This is a genomic window from Micromonospora sp. NPDC049274, from assembly GCF_040678875.1.
Lineage (GTDB): Bacteria > Actinomycetota > Actinomycetes > Mycobacteriales > Micromonosporaceae > Micromonospora.
Genome location: NZ_JBFAQS010000012.1, coordinates 119,270 through 137,936, shown reverse-complemented (window position 1 = coordinate 137,936; position 18,667 = coordinate 119,270). Strand labels below are relative to the sequence as shown.

Annotated in this window: 19 protein-coding genes; 8 read left to right on the top strand and 11 right to left on the bottom strand. The window is 66.7% G+C overall.

The genetic code is table 11. The features are described from left to right. Positions 1-49 precede the first annotated feature (49 nt). Positions 50-1,072 carry a cellulose binding domain-containing protein gene (locus AB0K10_RS22575; protein WP_363686476.1) on the bottom strand — a complete coding sequence of 341 codons (1,023 nt, stop codon included), beginning with the start codon at positions 1,070-1,072 and terminating at the stop codon, positions 50-52. 378 nt (positions 1,073-1,450) lie between these two features. On the opposite strand from AB0K10_RS22575, the gene AB0K10_RS22570 reads away from it, so the two are divergent. From AB0K10_RS22570 to AB0K10_RS22560, 3 genes are all read left to right on the top strand, one after another. Then, positions 1,451-1,825, top strand: coding sequence for a recombinase zinc beta ribbon domain-containing protein (locus AB0K10_RS22570; protein ID WP_363686474.1), 375 nt, complete (start codon positions 1,451-1,453; stop codon positions 1,823-1,825). 13 nt (positions 1,826-1,838) lie between these two features. Then, positions 1,839-2,186 carry a hypothetical protein gene (locus AB0K10_RS22565; protein ID WP_363686389.1) on the top strand — a complete coding sequence of 116 codons (348 nt, stop codon included), beginning with the start codon at positions 1,839-1,841 and terminating at the stop codon, positions 2,184-2,186. Between the two features lie 311 nt (positions 2,187-2,497). Next, positions 2,498-2,710: a hypothetical protein gene (locus tag AB0K10_RS22560; RefSeq protein WP_363686387.1), complete on the top strand. Its 213-nt coding sequence runs from the start codon at positions 2,498-2,500 to the stop codon at positions 2,708-2,710. Positions 2,711-3,025: 315 nt separating this feature from the next. Here the strand turns inward: AB0K10_RS22560 and AB0K10_RS22555 are convergent, their stop codons facing one another. Continuing rightward, entirely contained in the window at positions 3,026-3,904 is an 879-nt protein-coding gene (locus tag AB0K10_RS22555; protein ID WP_363686385.1) for a helix-turn-helix transcriptional regulator, read from the bottom strand. Between the two features lie 101 nt (positions 3,905-4,005). Between AB0K10_RS22555 and AB0K10_RS22550 the strand changes: the two genes are divergently transcribed. The 3 genes from AB0K10_RS22550 (at position 4,006) to AB0K10_RS22540 (ending at position 7,380) form a co-directional block, all read left to right on the top strand. Further along, on the top strand, positions 4,006-5,271 hold the full coding sequence (locus AB0K10_RS22550; RefSeq protein WP_363686383.1) for a multidrug effflux MFS transporter: 1,266 nt from the start codon (positions 4,006-4,008) through the stop codon (positions 5,269-5,271). 227 nt (positions 5,272-5,498) lie between these two features. Continuing rightward, positions 5,499-6,542 carry an NAD(P)-dependent alcohol dehydrogenase gene (locus AB0K10_RS22545; protein WP_363686472.1) on the top strand — a complete coding sequence of 348 codons (1,044 nt, stop codon included), beginning with the start codon at positions 5,499-5,501 and terminating at the stop codon, positions 6,540-6,542. A 277-nt stretch (positions 6,543-6,819) separates the two neighbouring features. After that, on the top strand, positions 6,820-7,380 hold the full coding sequence (locus tag AB0K10_RS22540; RefSeq protein WP_363686381.1) for a hypothetical protein: 561 nt from the start codon (positions 6,820-6,822) through the stop codon (positions 7,378-7,380). 396 nt (positions 7,381-7,776) lie between these two features. Here the strand turns inward: AB0K10_RS22540 and AB0K10_RS22535 are convergent, their stop codons facing one another. The 3 genes from AB0K10_RS22535 to AB0K10_RS22525 all read right to left on the bottom strand — a co-directional run bounded on the left by AB0K10_RS22535 (position 7,777) and on the right by AB0K10_RS22525 (position 9,590). Beyond that, positions 7,777-8,025 carry a hypothetical protein gene (locus tag AB0K10_RS22535; RefSeq protein ID WP_363686379.1) on the bottom strand — a complete coding sequence of 83 codons (249 nt, stop codon included), beginning with the start codon at positions 8,023-8,025 and terminating at the stop codon, positions 7,777-7,779. 654 nt (positions 8,026-8,679) lie between these two features. Then, on the bottom strand, positions 8,680-9,183 hold the full coding sequence (locus tag AB0K10_RS22530) for a DUF6036 family nucleotidyltransferase (RefSeq protein WP_363686470.1): 504 nt from the start codon (positions 9,181-9,183) through the stop codon (positions 8,680-8,682). Positions 9,184-9,203: 20 nt separating this feature from the next. Next, positions 9,204-9,590, bottom strand: a complete 387-nt coding sequence (locus tag AB0K10_RS22525; RefSeq protein ID WP_139586411.1) for a hypothetical protein — start codon at positions 9,588-9,590, stop codon at positions 9,204-9,206. A gap of 224 nt (positions 9,591-9,814) precedes the next feature. Here AB0K10_RS22525 and AB0K10_RS22520 point away from each other — a divergent pair, with 224 nt between their 5' ends. After that, positions 9,815-11,800, top strand: a complete 1,986-nt coding sequence (locus AB0K10_RS22520) for an AAA domain-containing protein (RefSeq protein ID WP_363686377.1) — start codon at positions 9,815-9,817, stop codon at positions 11,798-11,800. A gap of 226 nt (positions 11,801-12,026) precedes the next feature. Here the strand turns inward: AB0K10_RS22520 and AB0K10_RS22515 are convergent, their stop codons facing one another. Beyond that, entirely contained in the window at positions 12,027-13,502 is a 1,476-nt protein-coding gene (locus tag AB0K10_RS22515; protein ID WP_363686375.1) for an arabinofuranosidase catalytic domain-containing protein, read from the bottom strand. A gap of 327 nt (positions 13,503-13,829) precedes the next feature. On the opposite strand from AB0K10_RS22515, the gene AB0K10_RS22510 reads away from it, so the two are divergent. Next, positions 13,830-14,312 (top strand): LacI family DNA-binding transcriptional regulator, encoded by a 483-nt coding sequence (locus AB0K10_RS22510; RefSeq protein ID WP_363686373.1) that lies wholly within the window; start codon positions 13,830-13,832, stop codon positions 14,310-14,312. Here the strand turns inward: AB0K10_RS22510 and AB0K10_RS22505 are convergent. The 5 genes from AB0K10_RS22505 to AB0K10_RS22485 all read right to left on the bottom strand — a co-directional run bounded on the left by AB0K10_RS22505 (position 14,234) and on the right by AB0K10_RS22485 (position 18,462). After that, complete coding sequence (locus tag AB0K10_RS22505; RefSeq protein ID WP_363686371.1) at positions 14,234-15,292, bottom strand: site-specific integrase; 1,059 nt, start codon at positions 15,290-15,292, stop codon at positions 14,234-14,236. The two genes, AB0K10_RS22510 and AB0K10_RS22505, sit on opposite strands and share 79 nt — an antisense overlap. Beyond that, the gene (locus AB0K10_RS22500) at positions 15,289-15,768 is read right to left on the bottom strand and encodes a hypothetical protein (protein WP_363686369.1); all 480 of its coding nucleotides are present in this window, start codon (positions 15,766-15,768) and stop codon (positions 15,289-15,291) included. Before AB0K10_RS22500 ends, AB0K10_RS22505 begins: the two co-directional genes overlap by 4 nt. A gap of 381 nt (positions 15,769-16,149) precedes the next feature. Then, on the bottom strand, positions 16,150-16,914 hold the full coding sequence (locus AB0K10_RS22495) for a TatD family hydrolase (RefSeq protein WP_363686367.1): 765 nt from the start codon (positions 16,912-16,914) through the stop codon (positions 16,150-16,152). Next, positions 16,883-18,166 (bottom strand): hypothetical protein, encoded by a 1,284-nt coding sequence (locus AB0K10_RS22490; RefSeq protein ID WP_363686365.1) that lies wholly within the window; start codon positions 18,164-18,166, stop codon positions 16,883-16,885. Before AB0K10_RS22490 ends, AB0K10_RS22495 begins: the two co-directional genes overlap by 32 nt. Beyond that, a complete protein-coding gene (locus tag AB0K10_RS22485) occupies positions 18,163-18,462 on the bottom strand; it encodes a hypothetical protein (protein WP_363686363.1) in 300 nt (99 codons plus the stop codon). The genes AB0K10_RS22490 and AB0K10_RS22485 overlap by 4 nt, the downstream gene beginning before the upstream one ends. Positions 18,463-18,667 lie beyond the last annotated feature (205 nt).

The following is an 18,667-nucleotide window of genomic DNA, read 5'->3' as shown; positions in this document are numbered from 1 at the left end:
ACGCCGAAGGGGTCGGGCGAGCATCTGCGGACGAATTCGTCGCGAGGCGCTAACGGATGGTGAAGGTCAGCGGGTTCGAGATGCCGACGCCGCCGTGGGAATCGTGGACCCGCACGGTGAAGGTGGACGACGTGCCGGCCGACAGGGCCGTCTGGAACTGGTAGCGCTGTCCGCTGTTGGTCGGCGTCACGGCCAGCCGGGTTGCGCCGAGGTAAAGCTCCACCCGGCTGACGAGGTCCCCGGGGTCGGTGTCGGCGACGTCGGCGACCAGCGTGACGGTCGTCGGCTCGAGGAAGTAGGTCTGCCCGCCGGGGGTGCTCAACGCCACCGCCGGCGGGTGGTTGGTGCCGGTGGACGCCGGCGTCACCACCGTGACCAGCAACGGCGGCGCAGCGCCAGGCAGCGACTGGTCGGTGCCGGCCGAGACGGACAGCACGAAGGTGGTGCTGGTGCCGGGCTCGCCGATCGGTGGTGTCCACAGCGCCTCGTACCGGTCGCCGGTCGTCCTCACCCCCTGGGCCGCCGTGACGCCGTCCACCCGGAACGACACCGAGGTGATGCTGTGTCCGCCTCCCACGGTCGCGGTCGCCGCCAGCGGGACGGTTCCCGGCGTGGTGTACACCGCGCCGGCGGTCGGGCTGAGCCAGGTGACGATCGCCGGGTAGTCAGCGACCGGCGGTGTGGTCGTCCGGGTCGGCGTCACGCTGGGCAGGACGCCGCCGATGCACGTGACGCCGTTGAGCGTGAACGACGCCGGTATGGGGTTGCTGCCCGACCAGGCGCCAACGAACCCGATGTTCGCGGAGCCATTGGTGCCCAGGGTCGCGTTCCAGCCCAGATTGGTCGCGCTGACCTGCTGGCCCGCCTGGGCCCAGGTGGCGCTCCAGGTTTGCGTGAGCCGCTGGTCGACTGCAGGGAACGCGAACCGCAGCGTCCACCCGTTGACGAGGTCACCCAGGTTGGTGACCACGATGTCGGCGTGGAAGCCACCGGTCCACTGGCTGGTGACGACGTAGTTCACCCGACACCCGGCCGCCGCGTTCGCCGCACTGGCGTGTGAGATCGCGGCCATCATCGCGACCATGGCAACAACGATGGCGGCCACAGCAGTCAACGACTTCCGCATGGCACACCTCGCCGTAGATAGTTGGACGTCTATGAATATGTCGACTGTCCTGCTGCTCCGCCTCCCTGTCAAGGCACGCACGGCAGTCCTGCCGCCGGCAGGACAACGGACAGCCCGCCCATGGCTGATCGGTAGCGGCCACAGCGCCGAGCAGGCAGAAGAGCGGATAGCGCAGCTTCCCGCCTGGACCGCGACTGACCGCCAGGTCCTGGACGACTTCGCGTCAAAGAACGCAACGAAGTGGGCAGCCAAGTCCCGGAACAAACAACGCCCGACGAGGTCCTTCTCGACGTTGACGACGTCGCGCTCGGTCACACCGGTGTCATGCGCTGGAACCCGCGGGACAAGTGGGTCATCTCCAAAGGGATCACCCACCCACCGATCATCGATGAGACCACCTTCGAACAGGCGCAGACACTGCTCGCACGACACCGGTTGGGCCTGGACATCCCGCAAAGACAACACCGCGCCCGCAACCCGTACGTCTTCCGCGGCCTGATCTACTGCGCCGCCTGCAACCGGCGCATGCAGGGCCAGTACAACCACGGCGCCGCCTACTACCGCTGCCGCTTCCTCCCAGGAATACGCCCTCGCCAACGACCTCGACCATCCCCGCAACGTCTACCTCCGCGAGGAAACCCTCACCGACCCACTCAACACCTGGCTCGCCACCGCGTTCGACCCCGACCACATCGATAACACGGTCACCACGATGGGAGACGCCCACCTTGGCGACCACCCATCCCCCGCCATTACCGCCGCCCGCGCGACCATCACCGAGTGCGACGCGAAACCTCAGCGCTACCGGGCGGCTCTGGACGCGGGAGCCGATCCCTCGACCGTCAGCAAATGGATGGACCAGACACAAGCCGAACGGATTCGAGCAGAGAGCGAGCTGCACGGAGGGACCTCCGCCGCACCACGCCAGATGACCCAGGCAGAGATCACCACGCTGGTCCAAACCCTCGGGAACATCGTCACCGTGCTCCGCGATGCGGACCCTACGGACAAAGCCGAGGTCTGTCGTCAGCTCGGTCTGCGGCTGACGTACCACCCGTAAGCGCAAACGGTGCACGCTGAAACCGATCTCAGCGCGCACCGTGGGCCTATGGGTCGTGTCCGAGGGGCGACACGACCCATTGCCCCACCCCCGATGACGCTCAGCGCAACTCTGAAGCTCACGCAAGCCTAGCTGTGGTGGTGACCTCTTCGCGCACGCCGAGGAGGTCACCGAGCAGAGAGCCCTACTCCCCTCGGCCGTCGTTGCTCTCCATACTGCGACCATCTATAGCTGGCAGGGGTCGCGCATGTTCAGCGGCAGATCCGGACGCACCGGCGGCCACGTCGGGACGCTCAGCGTAGATTGGCCACGTGCTGGAGGCGTGGGGGCTGACCCTGACCACGGACATCGCGCGCCAAGTGAGGCAATGGCGGGCTGAAGGCTATACATGGCGGGCCATCGCTGCCTGCGCCGACGACGCGTGGGGCACCGACTCCCACGGCAACCAACTGTTCGGCGAAGACCTGTGCCTGGAGAGTGCGCGGCTGCTCGGCGAGAATCCGAACGCCGACCCCTGGAACTGATCGCCCGTCCGTCTTCGCGGCTTCTTCGCGGCGCGGCCTGACGGCAGCATGCGCCCTTGCGCCTGGCAGCGGCGGCGGACCCGGCCGCCGCTGCAGGCCGACGTTCGGGACTGTGGTCGGCCGGCATGTTGCGTCCACAGCACGACAGCTTCGATGCCGGACCACGGCGCCACCGCAAGTGACCACAAGCGCGTCCAGCAATGGCCGCTCCGCGCCTGGTAACCCGTCGGCTACAGGGTCACCGCGACAGCCGAAGACGATGTCGACCTCGAGGCCTACATGCCCCGCAGAAGGTCACCCGCGATGTGATGGCCGTTACAGCGGATGCACCGACTCGTCGCTGTCGACGGCGGTGGCGGCCCAGGAGGCGAGAAGAGCCAGCGCCTGGGCGGTCGGTGAGGCCGGCTCGGCGGCGTAGATGGTCAGGGTGAGGTCCGGCTCGGCGCGCAGGTCCATGCTCTCGTACGCCAGGGTGAGCTCGCCGACGACGTGGTGGTGGAACTTCTTGGTGCCGGTGCCGTGGGTGCGCACGTTGTGGGCGCCCCAGCGGCGGCGGAAGTCGTCGCTGCGGGTGGACAACTCGCCGACCAGGTCGTGTAGGCCCTTGTCGTGTGGGTCCTTGCCGGCTGCGGTGCGCAGGTTCGCGACGGTCATGTCGGCGGCAAGGTTCCAGTCGGGGTAGAAGCGGCGGGCGGCGCTGTCGAGGAAGGTGAACCGGCCGAAGTTGGGCACGTTCGCCGGGTCGGTGCAGACGTCGCTGTACATGGCTCGGCCGAGGTGGTTGGCGGCGAGCAGATCCTGCCGGTTGTTGACCAGAATCGCCGGAGTGGTGATGGCGTCGAGCGACCATTGCAGGCTGGGCCGGACCGTCCACTGCTTCGGTCGGCGGCTCGGCCGCAGCAACGCGTTGCTGCCGTTCGCCTCCTGTGCGAGGCGGAGCAGGTGAGTCCGTTCGGCGTCGTCGAGTCGCAACGCACGGGCGATCGCGTCCAGCACGCTGGCGGAGACACCGGCAAGCTGACCGCGTTCGAGTTTGGCGTAGTACTCGACGCTCATCCCGGCCAGCGCGGCGACTTCGCTGCGCCGTAGCCCTGGTACCCGGCGCTGCCCCGCGGTCGGGATCCCGGCCTGCTCCGGGGTGATCTTGGCGCGGCGGGTGGTGAGGAACTCGCGTACTTCGACTCGGTTGTCCACGACTTCGACGATACGACGGGCCGCGGGGAGGTGCGATGTACTGCTGGTACACCCATTGTCAGGGCCTTTTTCGGGCGCGGCCTGCGAGATCTGCTTGATGCATGACCGCGGTATCAACCACCCGGATGGACGAAATGTCCCCGCTCACGTCCGCCACCGAAGCCAGCGTCGTTCCCGACCCGGTACGCCGCCAGGCTCGGATCACCTCCGCCCTGGTCGCGACCGTGATCCTCCTGACCGCGATCGCCCCGCTGGCGACCGACATGTACGTGCCAGCGTTCCCCCGCGTCGCCGGGGACCTGTCCGCGTCCGCGACGCAGGTGCAGCTCACCCTGACCACGTTCTTCGTCGGGATGGCGTTGGGCCAGTTGATCGGCGGGCCGGTCTCCGACCAGCTGGGCCGGCGCCGGCCGTTGATCGCCGCGATCGTGATGATGAGCGTTGCCTCGGTCGTCTGTGCTCTCGCCCCGTCCATCGGCGTGATGATGGTCGCCCGGCTGGTGCAGGGCTTCAGTGGCGGCTGGGCGATGGTGATCGGCCGGGCGGTGATCGTCGACCTGGCGGCCGGCGCGCGGCTGGTTCGCCTGCTGAACGTGATCGCCGGTGTCGGCGGCGTCGCCCCGATCGCCGGTCCGCTGCTGGGCGCGGTCATCCTGCAGATGTCGCACTGGCGGGTGTCGTTCTGGGTCGTCGCGGCCCTGGGTGTGGTGATGACGCTGGCGGTGCTGCTCGCCGTGCCGGAGTCGCTGCCGTTCGATCGCCGCCACGGCGGTGGCCTGCGGGCGTTCGCCGTTGCCGGGCGGCGGGTCCTCGCTCAGCGCCGTTACGTCGGGTACCTGCTGGTCAGCGGTTCAGCGATGGGTGCGCTGTTTGCGTATGTCGCCACCTCCGCGTTCGTGTTGCAATCGATGAATGGAATGTCGCCCATCGCGTACTCGGTCGACTTCGCCGTCAATGCCGGCGGCATGACGGTGGCGGCGCTGATCGCCGCACGGCTGGCCGGGCGGGTCGCCACCCGCAAGGTCATTCTCGTCGGGCAGGTCGCGGCCCTCGCCGCGGGTGTGGTGATGCTCGTCGGCGCGCTGTGGCTCGGCACACCGATGCTGCTCGCGGTGGTCTGCTTCTTCGTGCTGATGAGCGCCCAAGGCCTCATCGGCCCCAACGGCGGCGCGCTCGCCTCTGCGGAGGTGCCCGAGCATCCCGGGACCGGTTCGGCGATTCTCGGGTTCGTCCAGTGGGTCGCCGCCGGGATCATCGCCCCGATCGCCGGGCTCGGCGGCGAGCACACCGCTGTGCCGATGGCACTGCTCATGGTCGCCGGCGCGGCGCTCTCGATGATCGGCCTGCTCGTGCTGGCCCGCGCGTAAAAGACGGCGGCGGCGGGCGCCGCAACAACAGGTAACGGCGTCCTGCACCACAGCGCGCCCTGAACTCCAGGGCCGTACCGGACTCTTCCTTGCCCGCCTGATCGGCTGGAGCAGCGCCCCCGCTTGTGTAAGGGGTACTGGCAGTACACCCATTGGCAGAGACTCGCAGCGCCGCCGCACCTGTGGTGAGGTGCAGGTAGGTCAGCATCACGTCACCGGAGGACATCATCTTCACCGTCAACGCCATCGCCGCGCCTTCTGCCACCGAACCGCTCGTGCGGACCACTATCGAGCGGCGGGACCTGGGCCCGCGCGATGTTCTCATCGAAATCCGCTACGCCGGCATCTGCCACTCCGACATCCACACCGTGCGCGGCGACTGGGGCAGCGTTCCATACCCGCTCACCGTTGGCCACGAAATCGTCGGCCGAATCACCGAGGTCGGCGCCGACGTCACCCGCCACGCCGTCGGCGACCGCGCTGGTGTGGGCTGCATGGTCAACTCGTGTCGCGAGTGCGAGAACTGCCGCATCGGAAACGAGCAGTACTGCCTCAAGGGCAACACCCAGACGTACGCGGGCGTCGACCGGGACGGCACCGTGACCCAGGGCGGGTACTCGACCCACGTCGTCGTGGACGAGGACTTCGTGCTGCGGGTGCCGGAAAGCATCCCGTACGAGGCGGCCGCACCGATGCTGTGCGCGGGCATCACCACCTATTCTCCGTTGGCGCACTGGAACGCTGGCCCCGGCAAGAAGGTCGCCGTGGTGGGCCTCGGTGGTCTGGGCCACATGGCTGTCAAGATCGCCGCGGCGATGGGCGCTGAGGTGACCGTGCTGTCGCAGACGCTGGGCAAGAAGGACGACGGCCTGCGCTTCGGCGCCGAGCACTACTACGCCACCAAGGACCCGGCGACGTTCGAGGCGCTCAAGAACAGCTTCGACCTGATCATCAACACGGTCAGCGCACCCATCGACATGGCCAGCTACCTCGGTCTGCTGCGTCTGGACGGCACGCTTGTCAGCGTGGGCGCCCCGCCGGAGCCGCTGCCGGTGCCGGTGTTCGCGTTGTTCGGAAATCGACGCTCGTTCGCCGGCTCCAGCATCGGCAGCATCGCCGAGACGCAGGAGATGCTGGACTTCTGCGCCGAGCGCGGCATCGCTCCCGAGGTCGAAGTCATCGGCGCCGAGGCCGTCAACGACGCGTACGAGCGGGTCCTCGCCTCGGACGTGCGCTACCGGTTCGTCATCGACATCGACACCCTGCGCTGACCTTCTCTGTTGTGCGCCAGGGCCCGTCGAACGGCGGACCCTGGCGCAGTCAGGCCGGGGCGACCGGTAGACAGCATCGATCGCGTAAATATGACCTTCTTGAATTGGCAGTGAAGGTCAGGGTCTCTCCGAGGTCCCATCGCGCACGCCGACGTCCCGAACACCGTCACGTACGTCGTGGTGCTGCAACGAGGCGAGACGGTCTCGACGGTCCGGTTGCCCGATCCGGGCAGCCAGGCCGTGGTGGATGAGATCGCGGCGAGGGCGGTGGCCCGCCTTGGCTGAACGGAAGGGTCGGCAGCTGCCGCGCCGCTGGGTCGTCTCCGCGGTCACCATGTCTCTGGCCGGTGTCGCGACGGCCGCCTTCGGTGCTCGCGACGGTGACGGAGCCCGCCCAGCGCACGGTCCTTTCCCTGCCGGTCCGATCCCCACCACGCCGGCCATCGACCGGATCGCCCAGGCGAGAACGCGAATCAAGGCCTACGTGCAGCGGTACGACGGCCACCTGGCGGTCGCGGCGCTGGACCGACAAGGAACGGCTGCGGTGACCGTCGGCGCCAAACGGTTCGAGACCGCCAGCATCGTCAAGGTCAACATCCTCGCGGCCCTTCTGCTGCGCCAGAACCCGCCGGGCAGGGCCCTGCGCGCCGACACCCGACGGTTGGCCGAGGCCATGATCGTGTCCAGTGACAACGATGCGGCGGTGGCCCTGTGGCAGCGGATCGGAGGCTCGCGCGGCCTCGCCTCCGCGAACCGCGCGCTCGGTCTGCGAGAGACCCGGCCCAGCTCGCACTGGGGATCACCACGACCACGGCTGCCGACCAGCTCCGTCTGCTGACCGCGCTGAGAAAGATCCGCGCAGGTCAACCTGCGCGGATCATGATCAATATGTGGTGATGATGTGTCCGAGGGGGACTCGAACTCTTGCACGTATCATCTGTGCTCCATTACGGGTGCACATGCTTATAGATTACGGCACGGCCAGCTTTGACTCGACCTCGCGCGCTCATTACCGTGCGTGAGCATGAATCAAAGCTGGGACGCGTAGTGTCCAAGCTTGCCAGCCAGCCGGCTCGGTTATCGACCGACCGAAATGACCGTGCAGGCATCAAGCTGGAGCCCACCGCTTGGGTCCTGGTGAGTTTCAGTCGGTCGGCGTTGACGGCAACCCGTACCGCTCGCGTTCTTCGGTAGTGAGCGCACGAGGTTCACCGCCCTCGTCGAATTCCGAATTTCACCACAACCGCGCGCAGCGCCAGAGCATCCAATGCCGATCAGCGCGATGCAACGCGGTGCTCCTGCACGCGCGGATCTGCGCTCGCACCGCCTCGGCGAGGGTCTGGGTCCGGATGAGTCGCCCGACCGCCGCGGTGTCGGAGCTGCGGTAGACAGTCATGGCGACGTCATAAGCCCCGACGAGCAGGCTGGCATACCAGGCCAGGGCGGGCATCGAGGCCACCCGCACCTGCTTCACGCAGAGCATCACTCCACTTGACCCTGCGCACTCTGATCGATACTTTCCGTGCATGACTCAACATACGTTGCCCCTGAGTAGAGGGGACCTCGATCGGGCCTCGGGCAGCATCCGCTCATGGCTCCCCCGCGCATCAGCCCTGAAGCGTCACAGCGAATGCAGTGGCAAATCCCCTCTGGACGCCGATCGGTGCCGGGAGCGTCCGCCACGGGAGGTCGCTACCCTTGGCCCACTGTGACGTCTGTTGTCTGCGTCTGAAGCTCACGAAGATCAAGACTTTGCCGAGGCATTACGGTGAAGAGACGTACGGCTTGTTCAGCTACGGCGCCCAGAAGGAATGCAATGCCTCGGGAACGACTCGTCACACTGCGGATCGTGATATCCCAAGACAGTGCAGGCGTCCACGCAGCCGTCAGAACTGTCCATCCTGCCGTCGCACGTCCCTGACGCTGAACAGGAACGGCAGATTCCCGAAGCACCTCTCCCCCGACGGCACCAACCGTTCCATGTCCGAGGCGAACAACCGCAGATAGGATTCTGAGCAAGCGCCACGCTTTACGGTCACGTTTCACGCGCTTTTGGCGGACACCTGAGGATCCTGCTTAGAGGCCTGAGCCATCGGAAGTGATCACATTGACCGCCGCGCTGCATGGGGGATCCGAATCATCCGAAAAGTTCGCGGATAACTCCCATTGCTCGTGGCGAGATCGCTTCGTCGGGGTAAAAGTCGCTGCACAGACGTTTAGCGTCGTCCACCGTCGTTACCTTGGCCAGCGCCGCCAGGGCGCGAAGGTCGTCCACGTCGCGGGTTCGCGCCGCGAGCGCTTTCATCGCGAAGATGTGCTCTGGAGAGGCGGCCATCACGCGCAGGCCAGGATGGTCGAAGACTCGCCGCTTGCCAGGGTCGTCCTTGCCGGATACATACACGCTGGCCTGCTCGTTGAGCCACCACGGCGGTAGGCCCAGTTCGTCGGCCACTGCACGCGCCTCATCGAGGACGACTCCGTGCGGGACGAACATCGCGTCGACGTCCCTGGTAACCCGTTTCGCGTCGTAGGCGAGCGCCATCGCGGCACCACCCACGATGAATATGTCAGCGACGACTCCGCGCCGGACAAGCCGGTCGCCCAGGTGAGCGAAAGCGCGTTCAAGTTCCGCGCGCCCCATGAGGACGCCGTCTGATCCGCTCACGCCGCGGCCAGGTCGTGAACGGAGAGGTACACACCGTGCTTCCGGAATGCAGCCGGGGCCCATGCCAGGGCGTCGGCCCGGTGGATGGCCAGTTCGGCCGGGAACCATGCCCGGCGCAGAACACGTGCGTCGACCCATGCGGGCGGGGCAAGATCTGCCTGAGCTAGCAGGTGCTCCGCGAGCGCGGCAAGCAGCGCGTCCCACCGTGGGTCTCCGGTTAGCCCGGGCTCATCTCGTAACAGGTCGACCCTGGTTTCGGCGGGTTCCCAGCGGTACTCCTCCAGAAACTCCCATACGAGTTTCCAGCGAGTCTGGTCGGTGTCCGCGGATGCCAGATGGGTGGCCAACCTGGCCAGACTCATCGGTTCGTAGCTGGTACCCATCGGGCAAGCCTCACCTTCGAGCCGACGGCTTCATCCGTTGCAGACTATCGCGGCGCCGGCCGCGAACACCGCAGAGGTGAGGTGGCGACGGGTGCCCGATTTTGGGCCGCGCCCCTGCTCGGACCGTTCACTCATGCTGCGCGCACGGCATCACCCTTGTGATCTTGGCTGCAAGCAGCGCAGTCTATGACGTTGCTGTCAACTAACAGAGGGTGCATGCGAGCGTGACTCTCAGTCAGGATGCGATCGAGAAGACTACGAAGCTGATTGATTTTCTCGTGGATGTGACAGCCGCAGTCGAACGGGATCCGGTTTGCGACATCTTGGAGGATCTCGACCTACCAGATCTCCTTGTCTGGCTCGATGCCCTGCCGCAGGGTGTCCAGTGGGTAGCCAGCCCCGCCGACGATGTGATCATTCGTTTACGCCCGGCCCGGGCGCCAGCGGAGCCGGCGCCACCGGAGTTGCTGCACGAGTGGCTTGACATGAAGTCCCTGCGTAAAGCAGGTGGTCCCGCGCCGCGCCTGTTGAGCGGCCCGCCTCAGGACGAGGACGGTCGCGCAGGGCCGCCCGGTCGGATTGTGCGTGCCTTCGACGCCTGGTCCGAACAGTGGCAGGCCTGGTCCGACGAGACACAGCGCGTACACGCGGTCCGGCGGCTATACGAGCAACTTGAGCGCGCTGCCAAGCTGTTGGAGCAGCAAAACGACGAGTACGAGCTCATTCTCGGGATTGGCCTGCTCCGGTGGACGGCCCCGGACGGCACGCGTTTCCGTCGCCACCTTGCGACCGAAAGTGTCGTGGCGCGGCTGGATCGAGCCACGGCTGAGGTATCGGTGTCGATGGGGACTGGAAGCCGCCGGACCGAGGACCGGGAACTTCTCGGCGACCAGGAGTTGTTCCGCAGCGAGCGTGGAAGACCTCACCGTCAGGCGATCGTCGACGGCAACCGGCCATGGCTGGAGCTGCTGCGCCCGATCGTGGAGCTGCTGGAGGAATGTCTCGACACCGACGTGCATACCGAAGCCCCACCGATCGTGATGGAAGACGAGCTGCCGAGCGCACCGACGGTTAGTCTCTCGCCGGCGCTGGTGGTACGTCGGCGCAGTCGGGTACTGCTGACCGAGACCTACCAGCACATCGGTCAGGCGGTGCGCCAACCTGACACGCAAGTGCCCGTCGCGCTTGCCCAACTGGTGGTGGACACCGAGCCCGAGGATCGCAAGCAGTGGCTCAAGCATCAGGGCGCTGCCAGCGGCGACGTCCTCGGCAGCGACCCGCTGTTTCCGCTGCCCACCAACGATGAGCAGATGCACGTCATCGAGCTGCTTCGCTCGGAAACGGGTGTCGTAGTTCAGGGGCCTCCCGGGACCGGCAAGACGCACACGATCGCCAATCTGGTGTCGGCGCTGCTGGCTCGCGGTCAGCGGGTGCTCGTCACCAGCCAGAAGGATCAGGCGCTGCGTGAGCTTCGCGCGAAGGTACCGGCGTCGTTGCGTGACCTGTGCGTGTTGATGACCGATGGTAGGAACGCCGCCATCGAGGTCGGCTCGGGTCTAGACGCGCTGTCGGACCTGACGGCGGGCACGGACAAAGAAGAGTTGTGCAAGCTGGTGGAGGTGCTTCGCGGCGAACGGCATGAGCTGAGGTCTCGGTCCGCCGGCCTAAACCAGCGTATTCGCCAACTCCGCGAGGTCGAGTTCATCGCGCACGAGCCGGTCGCCTCCTGGTTCAGCATGGAGCTGTATCGCGGGTCGCTGGGTCAGATTGCGCGTCAGGTCAAGGGCAACGCAGGACGGTGCGACTGGATACCGGCCGCGGCCCCCGACCCGCCTGACACGCCGCCCCTGACTGCTGCCGATGCTGTCGAGCTGGTGCGCCTGCTCCGGTCGACCAACCCGATCCGTAATGCGCGGCTCACTCAGACGATTCCCGACCTGGCGGAGCTGCCCACGCCGGCGGCGCTCGCCGAGGCGTTCACCGCCGAACTCGACGCCGCGACCGCGGTGGAGCAACACACCACTGTGTGGGCGCCCCGCCTGGCGGCCGCCGGCGAAAGCCTGCTGAACAACCTGGACCTACTCGGGCAACGACTCACCGCCCTCATCGACCGACTCGGCCTCGACTCTGACATGGCATCGCCTTCCTGGGTGACCCGTGCCATCAGCGATCACTTCGTGGGAAGGCGGCAGTCCCTGTGGGCCGAGTAATCCCGCCGGCGTCGTCCTATGTCCGCTCAGCATGGGCGTTGACATCGGCGGCCTTCGCGTCTGCATCGTGATGGTCCCAAGATGGCCTGCCCCCGCGTTTGAGGGTCTCTCGCGCTGGGCGCTGCAGGTGCTGACGCCCCACTCGCCGCGCATGAGCCGCACCACGGGCGGTGCCGCCTCCGCGAGACTCGCGGAGGCGGCACCGCCGATCGGGTGGTGGCACGGATCAGCTGCGGGTGGACCAGCGCTGGTTCTGTTGCCCGTTGCAGGCCCAGAGGAGGAGCTTGGTGCCGTTGGCGGTCCCGGCGCCGCTGGCGTCGAGGCAGAGCCCGGACTGGACGCCCGTGATGGTGCCGTTGGAGTTGATGTTCCATTGTTGGTTGGTGCCACCGTGGCAGTCCCAGATGATGGCCTGGGTGCCGTTGGTGGTGCCCTGGCCGCTGGCGTCGAGGCACTTGTTGCCCAACACCTGCAGTTGCTTGCCGGCCGTGTGGGTCCAGCGTTGGGCGGTGTTGCCGACGCAGTCCCAGAGTTGGACCTGGGTGCCGTTGGTGGTGGTGCCGTTCGGCACGTCGACGCAGCGGTTGGATTGGCCGCCGACGAGTTGGACGCCCTGTGTCGGGTTACCGCCACCGGACGGCGCGTACGCGGCAGCGGCGATGTTCGCCTGTACCGCGTCCTCGGTCGCCGCGGTCGGGTAGCCGGAGGTCATCACGCCTTCGTAGAAGGTGCCGCGGGCGGTGTTGCTGTTGTCGCCGCCGATGCCGAGGAGGATGGCGCCTTCCTTCTTCATTGGGTGGTAGCCGTTGGGGCGGCGCCCGTCGAAGTAGGTCGTCAGCCCGCCGGACTGCGCGTTGCCGCCGCGGACCGCCCAGTGGTTCGGCTCACCCTTGACGATGGCCGTCACGAAGCGGTGGCTGATGGGCGCCATGGGGTTGTACCGCGCGTTCACCCCGGAGAACAGTCCCCATTCCATGTCCATCATGATCCAGGGGCCGTTGCCGTCGCCGTAGCCCCACACTTTGTTGTTGCCGAAGTAGATGGTCTCCATGATGCCGATGTCGTCGGCCATGGCGTTCGTCTGCGCGTTGCCGTAGTCGAAGCAGCACCCGTTGTTGTAGTGCGTGCCGTCGAGGACGGCGTAGATGCCTTCGGGCTGGTCGCCGGTCGCGATGCCGTTTGTGTTGTTGTTGCGGTAGCCGGTGCCGGGAGCGATGTAGACGCCGTACGCCTTCTGGCCGCCGATCGTGATCGGGGCCGCCTTCGCGTCGGCAAGGTTGTCCGACCCGCCAGGGCCGGGGCCCGGCACGCCGCCACCCATGGCCTGGGTGAGGCGGTTGTTGCGGCCGGTCTGGTCGTAGATGATCGTGATGACGCAGTTGGTGTTGGTGCAGAACGTGTCCTGCGTGGCGGCGTCGGCGTAGCCGCCCGCACTCAGCACGCCGACGTCGCGGGTGGTGTTGTCCGACGAGCGGCGAACCTGGTAAAGCGGGCCGTTGTACGCGCCGTACAGCGCGCGGGTGGTGCTGTGCGCGGCCACGCACGGGGTGCCCCCCGAGGCGTAGATGTCGCACGGTCCCGTGCCGGCGGCACGGGCGACACCCGGCGCGTCCGAGACCACGTAGATACTGGCGCCGACAGCGAGAACCAGCATGGTCCCCGTCGCGGCGAGCAGACGACTCAGTCGTCTCTTCACATTCATCGGATCCTCTCGGCGGTGTGGTGGAGCGTGGTGGTGGCGGGTTGAGCCTGTGCTGCCGAACCGATCCAGTTCGATACGGTTGGTGCCGTGGGCGGCGGTGGTTCGAGCCTCGCTACCAACCCAGACCGACGTCACACGTCATACCTGTTTACATTAATGCCCGTCCATTCGTCGCGCTACCGGGCGCGGGCCGTCGCATCCGACCCGGTCGACGCCCCGCTGGCCGGGGAACTTGCTGACTCGGGGCTTGGGTTTCCGGACGGATATGCTCGGCAGGGAAGAGGGTGCGTGCCCGTTTCGGGGCAAGAATCGATTCGAGGGCGCGGCATGAACATCGGGGAGATCGCCCGCTGGGCGGGGGTGTCCCGCAGCACCGTCTCCTACGTTCTGAGCGGGAAACGGACTGTGTCGGAGGGGACCCGGCAGCGGATCCAGGCGGTCATCGCCGAACTGGACTACCGACCGAACGCCAGCGCCCGCGCGCTCAAGGAGGGACGCACCCGCACCCTCGGGCTGGTGATCCCCCCGGCCAGCCAGCGGTTGACCGACATGCAGTTGGGCTTCGTCGCCAGCGTCGTCGAGGCGGCCGCACGCCACGACCTCGACGTGCTGCTGTCCCCGTCCGGGGGCGACCACGACCGGTCGTTCGAGCCGGCCGGCGTGACGCGCCGGTCATCGAGTTCAGCGGCCTCGTTTGTGACGCGGATCGGTGGCGTTCGACCTGATCACGTTTACCGGATCGGCGGCTCGACAGGCTGCACCGAAGGCCGTGGGCGCCCTCGCTGTTCGACGGCCAATGGGTGTGGCTGACCGGTAAGAGCTGCCAGGGCGGTAGCGACGGCTTGGAGGTCAGCCTTGATGTAGGTGGTGGTGGCGGGTCCCTGGCGGTCGGTATGTCCGGCGTAGGCGCGGGCCACACCGTAGCCGAAGTGGCGTTCGACCCAGGTCAGGGTGGTGTGGCGCAGCCAATGCGCGGTGATTCCCTGGGCGGCGACCCACGGTGGCTGTCGGCCGATGCGTCTCCACAGCAGGTCGTAGCGCCGATAGGTGGCGGGTTGGCCGTTGCGATAGCGCAGCAGCGCATCGGTCGGTGCGACGGCGCCGCGGGCTCGGGCGTGATCGTTTAGTCGGCCGGCGAGCATCGGTGTGATGGGCTGCCAACGTTGCGTGCCGCCCTTCTCGCGCATCCGGATGAGCGCATGGTCGGTGTCCAGGTCGGTCAGGCGCAGCGCGAGGGCGCCGCCGCGTCGACAGGCTGTTTCGGTGTGCAGGCGCAGCAGTAGGGCGTCGAGCACGATGTCGTGGCCGCCGGTGCGGGCGGCGGCGTTGATGTCGGACAGTTCGTCGGGGGTGAGGGCACGGCGAGTGTTGGGCAGCCGGCGAGGTTTGCGGACCTTGTGGGCGGGGCTGTCCATGATGCTCAGGTAGCCGTCGGCGATGGCGCGGTTGTAGAAGGCGCGGGCTGCGGCGATGAGATGCTCACCGGCGTGCCGACCATGGCGCGAGTTGCGGCGAGGGCGGGCGCCTGCGGCGGCCTGTCGCATGAGGGCTTCGATGTCGCTGGCCCGCACTGCGTCAATGCGCCGATCGCCGTAGGCGGCGGCCATTCGTCGCCACGAGCTGCCGTAGGTGCGTCGGGTGGCCGGGCTCGCCGCCGCGACAACAGCAGGAAGGTACTCGGCGACTGTCGGCACGACGGTCCGGTTACTGTCGGTGAGGTCGGCGGCAGTAACGTCCAGGTGCTTCAGCAGCGCCCGGGCGGTGGCGACACGATCGGGATCCGTGGTCATGAGGGCTCTCCGAGGATGCGGGCGTGCAGGTCGGCCAGGACCGCCGCGATGGTGTTTGAGGGGTGCGCGACAATGCGGTTCTGGCGGGGCAGGGCAGCCAGAAGCACGGGTTCGCCGGGAGCGATGCCGCACAGGTGTCGGGCGGCGGCCGGTAGGGGCAGTTCCTCGCGGGCGCCCACTTCGTGCGCGCCTTCGGCGGCCGGGGTGATCAGGATTGCGCCGGTCACGACGTCGACGTGCAGGGTGAGGCCCGGTGTCCAGCCCAACGCCCGCAGCAGTGCACGAGCGGTGACGCGGCCGGCGGCGTCGGGGCGCGCCACGTCGAACAGCAGGCGGCCACCGCCACTGGGGGCGGCGGGCGTGGGCAATGTCGGCAGCGGTGCCGGCTCCGGTACCGCGACGGGCAGCGGGGTTGGCACGAGGGCCTCGACGAGCTGCTCGTCGGGCTGGCGGGGACGCGGGCGGCCTGAACTCACCTGGGCCCCCGCCAGAGCGGACACAGCGGTGTCAGCGCAGCGGGAGGCCACTCCCGGCGTTCAAATGCACGTATGCCACGTACCGGTTCGCGTCCCCACGCGAGGGAAGTTGATCTCGCGTGGATATCCACGAGAAGTGGTGTCCGAGGGGGGACGTGAACACCGCTTCGTCGCAGACGTGCACCAGATTGGGTGCACATGCTCATAGGTTAGGGTACGGCCAGGGCTGGCTCAAGACTGCCCGCAATAACCTTGCGTAAGTGTACAAGCAGCAGGTTTAGCTCAATCACCCGCAGCCTTTCTGATGACTTCGACAGGCCAGCACGAGAGATGTAGGCGGGTTGCCGACAACAGACGACCGAGGGTTCTTGCAACAGTTCTTTACGATGTAGCTACTAGTGTTTGCTGCAATGCGAGCGGTAGACGCTGCTGCGTCCGTGACCGTTGTGCAAGTTTGGCTAGGTTCCGATACCAAAGCGAACTGATATCAGCCGTAGAGGTGCCAAGTAGTGCCGCGAGACGCGATTCGAGGAATGCGGTGTCGCCTGGGAGTTTCGCCTTGGTGGATCTGCGGCTACTTGGAAAGTCTGTTTCGGGTAGGATTCGGTCCGGCGGTATGAGGTTGAGGCGTTCATCGGTCATCGCGCCGTTGACGGAGAAGTAGCAGCCAATCGCGGATGCTCGTTTGATCTCATTGGCGGTGCCGTTGAACCAGTGAAGGATTGCGCCGGGATGTGGCTGTCGTTCGAGGGCGAGGACAAGCTCGGCGGTCCGGCCAGTGCTGTGCAGCGAGATGAGCACGGGCTGCTGGTGGCAGCCCTCAAGGATCTTGGCGAGGGCCGTCTGTTGCGGCGCAAGGGCGGTCGCCGTGTCCAGTCCGACCTCGCCGATGAGTACGTGTTGTTCCGTCGCGGCATGGATATCTTCAGCGGTGATTGCTTGCAGGGAGGATTTGATGCCGGGGTGGGCGCCGTATCCCCAGATGATGGTGTCGTCGTCGCGTCGGGCTGCGGCTCGGGCCTCGGCGGGGCTGCGGGTCATGGCGAAGATGAAGGCGCCGCCGAGGGCTGTGATCTGCGCGTGAGTGACGTCCGGAGCGATGTGGGCGTGACAGTCAAGCCGGGGTGGGTTGAGGGCTTGGGACACGTCGAAGCTCCTTGAGTCCACGGTTACAGATGTCCATGACTAGGTCGAAGTTGGTGCCTGGCGGCCACATGCCGGAGGCGAGGACGCGGTATTCGTCGAAGCCGGCTGCGCTTGTGTACTGCCACGCGGCGATGTCGTGACGACGGTAGCGGATGAACTTTGTGCGCGAGGTCGGCGGTAGGACGTCCATAAGGTAGACCGTCTGATCGCGTCGTCGGCCCCCGATGAATGCGGCACGACGCACGAGGCAAGCGATGCACAGGCCGCAGTTGAGGTTCGCGTTTCCGCCTTTGAGTCGTCCGGCGTTGGGCTTCGCACAGGACAGCGTTGCAGCGGCGAGCGCGGCGTCCTCGTCGTTGCGCGGACGAAGCGCGGTTGCGACCAGTTGCCCTTTGGTTATGTCCGCATAGGGATTTGTCACCTGGATGTCGGTGAGGCGCAGTTCGGTGAGCAGGTTGCCGAGCTGATGGAAGGTCCACGGGTGGGTGGAGCGGGTGGTGAGCGGGCCCCCGCGCGATGGTTCGAGTGGGGGGTTGATGCTGGTAAAGCCGTTTTCAGGCATGACGACGCGGTGCGCATGTCGGCCTGTGGCGACAGCGACGCCCAGTGCCATGAAGAGTAGGGAGCGCGTGCGAGGTGTGGGTTCCTTGATGGCGGTGGTCGGCCGGAGCGCTAGTCGCAGGTATTCGGTGCCGGTACGCCGTTGGTGCAGTGCCTGTTCAACTCGGTGTTGGGCGTGGCGTACGGCGTTGGAGGTGTCGCGGTGGCCGAGGTACAGCGCGGTCTGTGGCTCTCTGATTTGCAGCAGCGCACCGCAAAGGGAGTCCAGGCCGCCCGACAGGAGGTTGACAATATCGGCAGGCGGGAGTGTCTGGGGCAGGCGACGGGCGGGTGCTTGAGCCGGCAACACCTGCAGGTGCCAGGTATCTCCGGTAAGCCAGTGGAGTAGGTCCACCGCTAGGTCCAGCGCTGGCTGCGTCCACGCGTCCGGGTCTTCGACGTGGACCGCTATGGCGAGTTCGCGACGTAGCAGTAGGTTCGACCTGCGGGTTGTGCGGTCTGCCAGGTATGCCGCAGTGACGACACGTAGCAGGTCGCGGGTAACGTCATCGGTGTCACCGAGTTCGGCCAAGTCCCACCCGACGGCGGCCTCCATCGTCGGACTGGTGCCAGCGACGTGCGGCCATTCAATTACCGTCGGTGAATTGATCTTTGGCTTGGTGCCCTCGGGTATCAGCTCGATAGTCCTCATGCGCCACCCTTCATCCCCAAGACCCGGAATGCCTTGGCGGCGAGCCCGGAGGCGAAGTCGACTAGGCTCTGGACGGTTCTCTTGGCCTTCGGCACGATGCCGCGGGCGGATATGACTGAATGCAAATATTTTTTGGCGCGTTCTTCGATTTGCTGAGCTCGTTGCGGCGTGGTGATGTTCTCCCGCCGCTGCGACGTCAACTCCACCAGCACCTGCTCGTAGGCGAGATTCTCAATGAACATCTCGACTCGACCATCGAGATCGACCTCCTCCTTGGACTTCATCAGCTCTGCCATCGTCCGTATGGTGGCCGCCTTGAGCGCCACTTCATCGGGATGGCTGGGGGCTCCCAGGATCGTGTCAGCGATGTAGGCGCACTGTGCTCGGGTGCCCTGTAGTGAGCGTAGATGATTGAGATCAAGACCGATTTCGCGAAGTGTCGCCGCATCACCGCTCCGCAGGGCTTGCGCACCGGCGATAGCCGTGGCCCCGCGCCCGACT